This window comes from Bradyrhizobium manausense (assembly GCF_001440035.1).
In the GTDB taxonomy this organism is placed as follows: Bacteria; Pseudomonadota; Alphaproteobacteria; order Rhizobiales; family Xanthobacteraceae; genus Bradyrhizobium; species Bradyrhizobium manausense.
This window is the reverse complement of the sequence record NZ_LJYG01000083.1, coordinates 74,084-80,609: the sequence shown is the minus strand read 5'-3', so window position 1 is coordinate 80,609 and position 6,526 is coordinate 74,084. Positions and strand designations below refer to the sequence as shown.

Genomic DNA, 6,526 nt, shown 5'->3' with positions numbered 1-6,526 from the left:
GCCGCCGATGTCATCGTTCATGGCCCGCGCAAGCGCGCGATGGACGGTGCTGGTATCCGAGATCGACACCGGCCTATTGTGGCGCACCAGGGTGAACGGAAAGATCGATCGCTGCATAAATTCTTCATCATCGGCATCAGCAGTGCCGACGGGTTGCGGGACGGCACGCAGCGACGGCGACAGCGCGATCATGCTGTCGATGCCGGCTGCCAGCTCGGCCATCGCCTTGGTGCGGAAAGCGCCGGGCATAGCATAATAGGTGCCGATCTCTGCCAGGGCCGCTTCCCAGCGCAGCCATTGACCGAAATTCGGACGGCGTTCGAAGCGCGAGCGCAGCGCCGTCCACGCCATCGGCCAGTCACAGCGGCCGGCATAATCGAAGAAATCAGGCGCGATCCGGTCGATCCGGTCGAGCGCCCGCGACAACCCCTTCGGCAGCAGCAGCGCGCCGCTGAAGGCGGGACCGCCGAAGAACTTGGAGCCTGTTATCAGCACCATGTAGCCGCGATCGAGATAGAGGCGCAGCCGGCGGCGGCCGAGCCGCGCCTGGCAGGCATCGACGACGATCTGAACCTCGCGCGGCCAGCGCCGCGCGATCTCATTAAGACAGGCGAAACTTGGCGCGCGCCAGCCGAGCTTTGACGAATCCATGATGTGCAACAGAACGCGCCGGCCTTGCGCGAGGCTGGCTTCGATTGCACGGATGACAGCATCATCCGCATCAGGACGCATGGCGAAGCCGGAAGCGGCGTCAAGCAGCGGCACCGCGATCGTGTCGCCGGCAAGGCCCGAAATCGCTGCGTCCTTGCGCACCGCAACGCCGCTCGCCGTCGCCGTGCTGAAATGGTGCCCGCGCGCGGTATGAACAGTGCCGCTGCCGGTCTGGTCGGCACCCACCACGATGGTCACCGGCGGCGCGCCGAGCACCGCGTGGGCAAGGAACAGAGCGTGCAGCTGGGAATCCGTACCCGATGGCGAGAACACGACATCGACGCTCGGCGCGAGCAGGAAGTGCCCGCGCAGCTCCTCGCGCATGTCCTCGCAGCGCCGGTCGAAGGCGATCTCGACCTCGTCAAACAGCGATTTGTGGACCAGTTCCTCGCGCGCCAGCGCGGCGCGGTCATAGGCTCCTTGCGAGATCGTCGATGCGGTCGAAGAGGCGAAATTCCAGATTTCGGGCTCAGGCGAGGATCCGCAGCCATAGGCATTGACGCACTGTTTCGGATCAAGCGCCAGCCGCCCGTCACCGCCGGAGACGAGTAGCGTATCCAGCGGCGTGAACAGATCGCGCAGACGATAGCGCGAGCCGCCCTCGGATGCGCGCGCGATGTCTGCCGGGCGGGATGCGCCGATGCTCATCCCGACAGGCTCACGCCGCGTCGGCCGCCGCAGGCACGGCGGCGAATTGCGAGGCGATGTCGCCGTGGAACACCGAGGGACCAACATGATCGAGCGAGCTCTGGATGTCGGCCCAGATCTCGCCACCGATATCGGTCCAGCGCTTGCAGAAGGCGAAGTCCTCGGAGAGGTAAGTGCCGCTCGCCGGATCGATCATGCATTCGAACAGCGCGAACCGGTTCCGGCTCGCGGCCAGCGTATCGTGCGAATGCTCGCGGAAGAACTGCAGATTGGCGTAGTCAGGATGGCGGCACATCGCCTCCAGCGCTTGGCGGCGGATCATGAGGAAGCCGGTGCCCGCATAGCGCACGCGGGTAAAACCGTTGACCACCACGATGCGATCGGGGTCCTCGATCTCGAGCACGTAGTCGAGCGAGGCCGCCGTCACATCGGTCCGGCCGGCCTGGATCGCCCGCCTCGCCTTGTCCCAGTTGACCCGCTTGATCGGATAGCAGCCGGCGACGACGTCGGCGCCGCATTCGATCAGCCGGAACACCTGCTCGGCTTTGAAGCCGATGTCGGCGTCGATGAACAGAAAATGCGTGGCCTGAGGGTCGTCCAGGAACATCGCGACCAGATTGGCCCGTGCGCGCGTGATCAGCGCATCGCCGTCCCGCAACAGCACCTTGAGCCCGAGGTTGGACATGCCGTGCACGGCGCGCTGGAGCGCGAAGATCGAGCTCGCGTAAATGCTCGACACCTGCCCGCCGAAGCAGGGCGTCGCCACCACCAATTGCATCTTGTCCGACATCGACAGCTCCGCCCGCCCCAATCCTCTCCAAGAGGTAAAGAGGCATGGTTAACGGCGCCTTAATGTGCTCTTACAGGAACTTGACCAGCGAGAGCTGCGCTAGGTTGGCGGTAGTCTGGTAGGAGGCCTGCAGCGCGTTCTGAAGCGACAGGATCTCGCTCGCGACCTGGTCGGGCGAGGCCGACTCCGCCTGGTCGACAATGGTCTGGAGTTGCGCCTTGGCCTGGGTCTGGCGCGTGGACGCGTCCTTCATCGTGTTCTGGGCCATCGCAATGTCGGTCTGGATGTCCTCGATCTTCTGTTGCCCGGCCTGCGGCGTCAGCGCCTGCGTGGTGCGCAAGGCCAGTGCGGCCACCTGCCCGCCCGCATACTGCCCGGTCGGCGAGGTCGAGAACGTGCCGAACACGGCGATCGCCTGCAACTGCTTGCGGATCGCGCTCTCGTCGGCCTGCGCGCCATATTGCACCGTGACGGAATCGTCCACCCGCGCCACTGCGGTCGAGCGCGCCGATCCCGGCCCGTCATTGCCGGTGTACCATTTCACTGTGGTGGCCGAGCCGTTCACCAGCGTCGTCGCCGAGCCTGATGGCGAAGAGCCGACGCGCAGCGGGGCCTTTGCAGCCGTGACCGGGGAGGTCGTGAAGCCGAGCGCCGCGAACGCCGCGCTGTTCGAGCTCGTGATGTTGAGGCTGCCGGGATCGTCCGTGTTGATCGTGATCACGCCGCCATGGATGGTCGACGGCTTCGTGGTGCCGGTGAGCTGATCGATCTTGCTGAGGAGAGTTGCGACGTTGTCGGTAATGTTGATCTGGTTTGGCCCGCTGGCGCCCGAGGCGACAAAAGTCAGCGTCTGACCGTTCACCGTGATGGTGTCGGCAGGCGGCCCCGCCTGGAACGCCGATTGGAGGACTTCCGGGCCGCCCGGGGTCGCCGTGCCGCTCAGCACGGTTGAACCGGTGATGGGAGGCGTCGACGGCGTGTTGACGCCTCGCATCACGCTGCTGAGACCGAGCGCCGTGGCCGCCGGGCCGGCGGTGACCGTCACGTCTGTGGCGGTGCCGGTCGCGATCTGGATATTGCCGCTGGCGCTCAGGGTGACGTTGGCGGGGGGGATGCCGGCGGCCGTCGCGATCGCATTCAAGATGTCGGACACTTTCGCGGTGCTGCCCGACGCCAATCCGATCGTGGTATTGCCGCTGGCCGTCGTGACCGTGGTGACGTTGGGGTCGAAGGTGATCGTTTGGGCGCCGCTCGCGCCGGTGATGGTCAAAGTAGTACCGGTCGGAGCGTTGGCGAGCGCGCTGAGAACGGCCCCGTTGAGATGGGGTGTCGCCGAAGCATCGAGCGACGTCGTCGTTGTGGCAGCCGCCGATGCGCTGTCCTGCAACGCGACCGACCCCGTCCCGGTCGTCGAGGTATAGGGTGAGACCAGATTGCCGAGGGCCGCACCGTTCGCGGTGGCGGATCCCGCCGTATTGAAGAAGTTGTCGCCGGCGGCGACGGCCGATGCGGCCACCAGCGAGGTGCCCGCCAGCTTCTTGATTGCGGTGTTCAACGCGGTGTTGAGATTCGACGACGTGATGGCCGGGTTGGATGGCACCGCTGGAATGATATTGGGATTGCCGGGGTCGATCGCAAAGCTGCCGACCGGCGTCGGCGTCGCAGTGGACGCGGTCAGGTCGATCTGCTCGGTCGAACCATCGGGCAGCGTGAACTGCACGCTGAGCTTGTCGCCATTCTTTGGATTGACGCCATTGAGATTGACCGAGAACGATACCGGCGAGCCGCTCGGGCCTGTTACGGTCGCGCCCGTCAGCGTCGAGGACACCGCCGCGATCTTCAGCCCGAACGGCGACGTCGGCGAATCCTCCTGCACCTGTATTGCGCCGGACACCAACGTCGACTGCACCAGCCGCCCCATGCCGTTGGCGCCGAGGTCGGCGGCCTGGCGCTCCGCCATGACGGTCTTCAGGCCCGCTTGCGTCGTGGTGCCATTGATGATGTCGCCGGCATTGGCGACAGATTGCGTGTTGTAGGCGGTCCCGGAGAACAGATAGCGGTTGCCCGACTGCGTGTTGAGGACGCCGACCATCGAGCCGAACTGCGCAGCGGCGGTGTTCTGCGCGACGGTCTGGCCGTTGACGTTGAGATCCTGCGAGGTGCCGGCCGAGCCGGTCTGCACCGTGTTGCGGATCGTCGTCAGCGACTGCAGCGCGGTGTTGGCGAGATTGATGTTGACGTTGACGTTGGTGATCGTGTCCGTATAAGCAGCGATGTTCGAAAGATGCGCGCGCGAGGCGATCGCAAAGCCTTCGTTGGTGCCCATGCCGGAATAGTTCTGCGACAACTTGCCGGTCGAGAGCTGCGTCGACAGGTCGGTGAGCTGCTGGTTGATATTGCGGATCTGCGCGCCGAGGACTGACGAGCCGTAATTGATGCTGCTGATCGACATGTTTCAGAGCCCTACTGATTACCCTTGAGCCTGGATCAACGTGTTCATCATGCTCTGCACCACCGACATCACGTGGGCGTTGGCGGCATAGGCATTCTGGAGCTGGATCAGGTTCGACATCTCCGAATCCAGATTGACGCTGGAGGTCGAGTTGAACTTGGCCTGCAGCGTCGAGACCACGACGCTCTGGCCCTGCTGCAGCTGGGTCGCCTGGGTCGAGGCGTTGGCCTGCACGCTCAGGAACTGCTGGAGGTAGTTCGAAACGCTGCCGGTGAACGGCTGGCTGGCCGAGCCGAGACCGGTCTGCGGCGAATAGGAATACACGGCGGTGGTAAGCTGCGAGTACAGATAGTCCGAGCGCGTGGTGTCACCGGTGGGCGTCAGCGGCGAGGTGCTGTAGATCGACAGCCGGGTCGGGTCAGCGGTGAGCTGCGTGTTCACGGCGATGCGGCCGGCAAGGCCGGTCATCTGCAAGCCCGTCCCCGTGATTGCGCCGGTGTAGAGCGCCTGGCCACCGTCGGTGAACAGCGGCAGCTGCGGACCGCCCGAGGTCAGCGAGGAGACCGTCTTGCTGCTCGACGCCGCAGTGACCTTGGCGAGGCCGCTGTTGTCGTCAGTGACGCGCAGCGTCGTCGCGGTCGCCGGCGACGGCGCTGCGGAGAACGACAAATGCGAGCCCGACAGCGCGGTGTTGAGCGCGGAGGCGATCGCGCCCATGCCGCTGGAAAAATCGACGCCGATCTGCACCGGATTGGCATTGGTGGCGTTCTGGAGCGGCAGCGCCGTCGGATCGGTCACGTTCACCAGCGTCACCTGGCGCTGGGTGTTGGTGGAGTCGGTATAGGTGATGTTGACGGTGTTGCCCGGCAGCGCGCCGGCAAGATCAATGTCGAAGCCGGCGGGCGGGCCGGAGACGGGAGTGCCCGCCGTGGTCTTGTCCGACAACGCGCTCGACATCGTCGCGGCGAGCTGGTCGACCTGGTTCTGCGCCTGCACCAGCGTCTGGTCGCGCAGCTTCAAATCGGCCGCGATCTGGCCGGAGGAAACGACGTTGTTGCCGGCGACGTCGATGGATGAGCCGTTCGGCAGCTTGATGGTGAGCGCGCCAACGCCTGATTTGGCGGGATCAATATTATAGAGCGATGTCGCACTCAGCGCGCCCACGGACGCGAACGAGAATTGCGAGGCGAGGCCCGCACCGACCAGCTGGATGCCTGTCGTGGTGTAGATATTGGCCTGGTTCGATCCGTCGGTGGTGACGCGGACGTCGACATATTTCGACAGGCTATTGATGGCCTGGTCGCGCTGGTCCATCAGGTTTGCAGCGGGCGGATCGGTCGGCGCCAGGCCTTGCAACTTGATGTTGATGTCGGCGATCTGGTTCAACGCCGCATTGGCGGCTTGCGAGGAGGTGCTGAGATCCTGCTCGACGTTCGAACGCAGCGACTGGATGCCCTTGGTGGTGACATTGAGCTGCGTCGCCAGCGCCTGCGCGGCGCCGAGCGCAACGCGCTGTGCCGACGAAGAGCCCGCATTGGTCGAGAGTGCCTGGAGCGAGGAGGTGAAATCGTTCAGCGCGTTTTCGAGCGTGCCGCTGTTGCCGGGCGTGCCATAGACACTCTGAAGCTGCTTCAGGATGTTGGCCATCTGGTCGGCATAGCCGCTGCCGCCGGTCTCGGTGCGCAGCTGGCTCTGCACATAGCTGTCGATCTCGCGGCTGACGCCCGTCGTCTTCGCCGTCGCACCGAAGTCACCGGTAGAGACTTCGATCTGGTTCGGCGTCTGGGCGACATAACCCGGCGTCTGCGAGTTTGCGACGTTGGAGGAGACGATCGAGAGCGCGGCCTGGTTGGCGCGCAAGCCGCTCATCGCACTGGCAAGGGCTGAACTCAAACCCATCTTACTTGCCGCCTTTGATTACGTTA

The 6,526-nt window shown here is 64.9% G+C and carries 4 protein-coding genes; all 4 read right to left on the bottom strand.

Features of this window, described 5'->3' with window-relative positions:
• On the bottom strand, window positions 1-1,359 hold a 1,359-nt coding region (locus AOQ71_RS18900; protein WP_245316980.1), incomplete at its 3' end, for a hypothetical protein.
• Window positions 1,360-1,369: 10 nt separating this feature from the next.
• Window positions 1,370-2,149 (bottom strand): hypothetical protein, encoded by a 780-nt coding sequence (locus AOQ71_RS18895; protein WP_057749133.1) that lies wholly within the window; start codon window positions 2,147-2,149, stop codon window positions 1,370-1,372.
• Window positions 2,150-2,219: 70 nt separating this feature from the next.
• Window positions 2,220-4,601 carry a flagellar hook-associated protein gene (locus AOQ71_RS18890; RefSeq protein WP_057749130.1) on the bottom strand — a complete coding sequence of 794 codons (2,382 nt, stop codon included), beginning with the start codon at window positions 4,599-4,601 and terminating at the stop codon, window positions 2,220-2,222.
• Between the two features lie 18 nt (window positions 4,602-4,619).
• Complete coding sequence (gene flgK, locus AOQ71_RS18885; RefSeq protein ID WP_057749127.1) at window positions 4,620-6,500, bottom strand: flagellar hook-associated protein FlgK; 1,881 nt, start codon at window positions 6,498-6,500, stop codon at window positions 4,620-4,622.
• Window positions 6,501-6,526 lie beyond the last annotated feature (26 nt).

Bases quoted from the DNA above. Each gene is read 5' to 3' on its own strand.
- AOQ71_RS18895 (WP_057749133.1), bottom strand. From the start codon at position 2,149: ATGTCGGACAAGATGCAATTGGTGGTGGCGACGCCCTGCTTCGGCGGG.
- AOQ71_RS18890 (WP_057749130.1), bottom strand. From the start codon at position 4,601: ATGTCGATCAGCAGCATCAATTACGGCTCGTCAGTCCTCGGCGCGCAG.
- flgK (WP_057749127.1), bottom strand. From the start codon at position 6,500: ATGGGTTTGAGTTCAGCCCTTGCCAGTGCGATGAGCGGCTTGCGCGCC.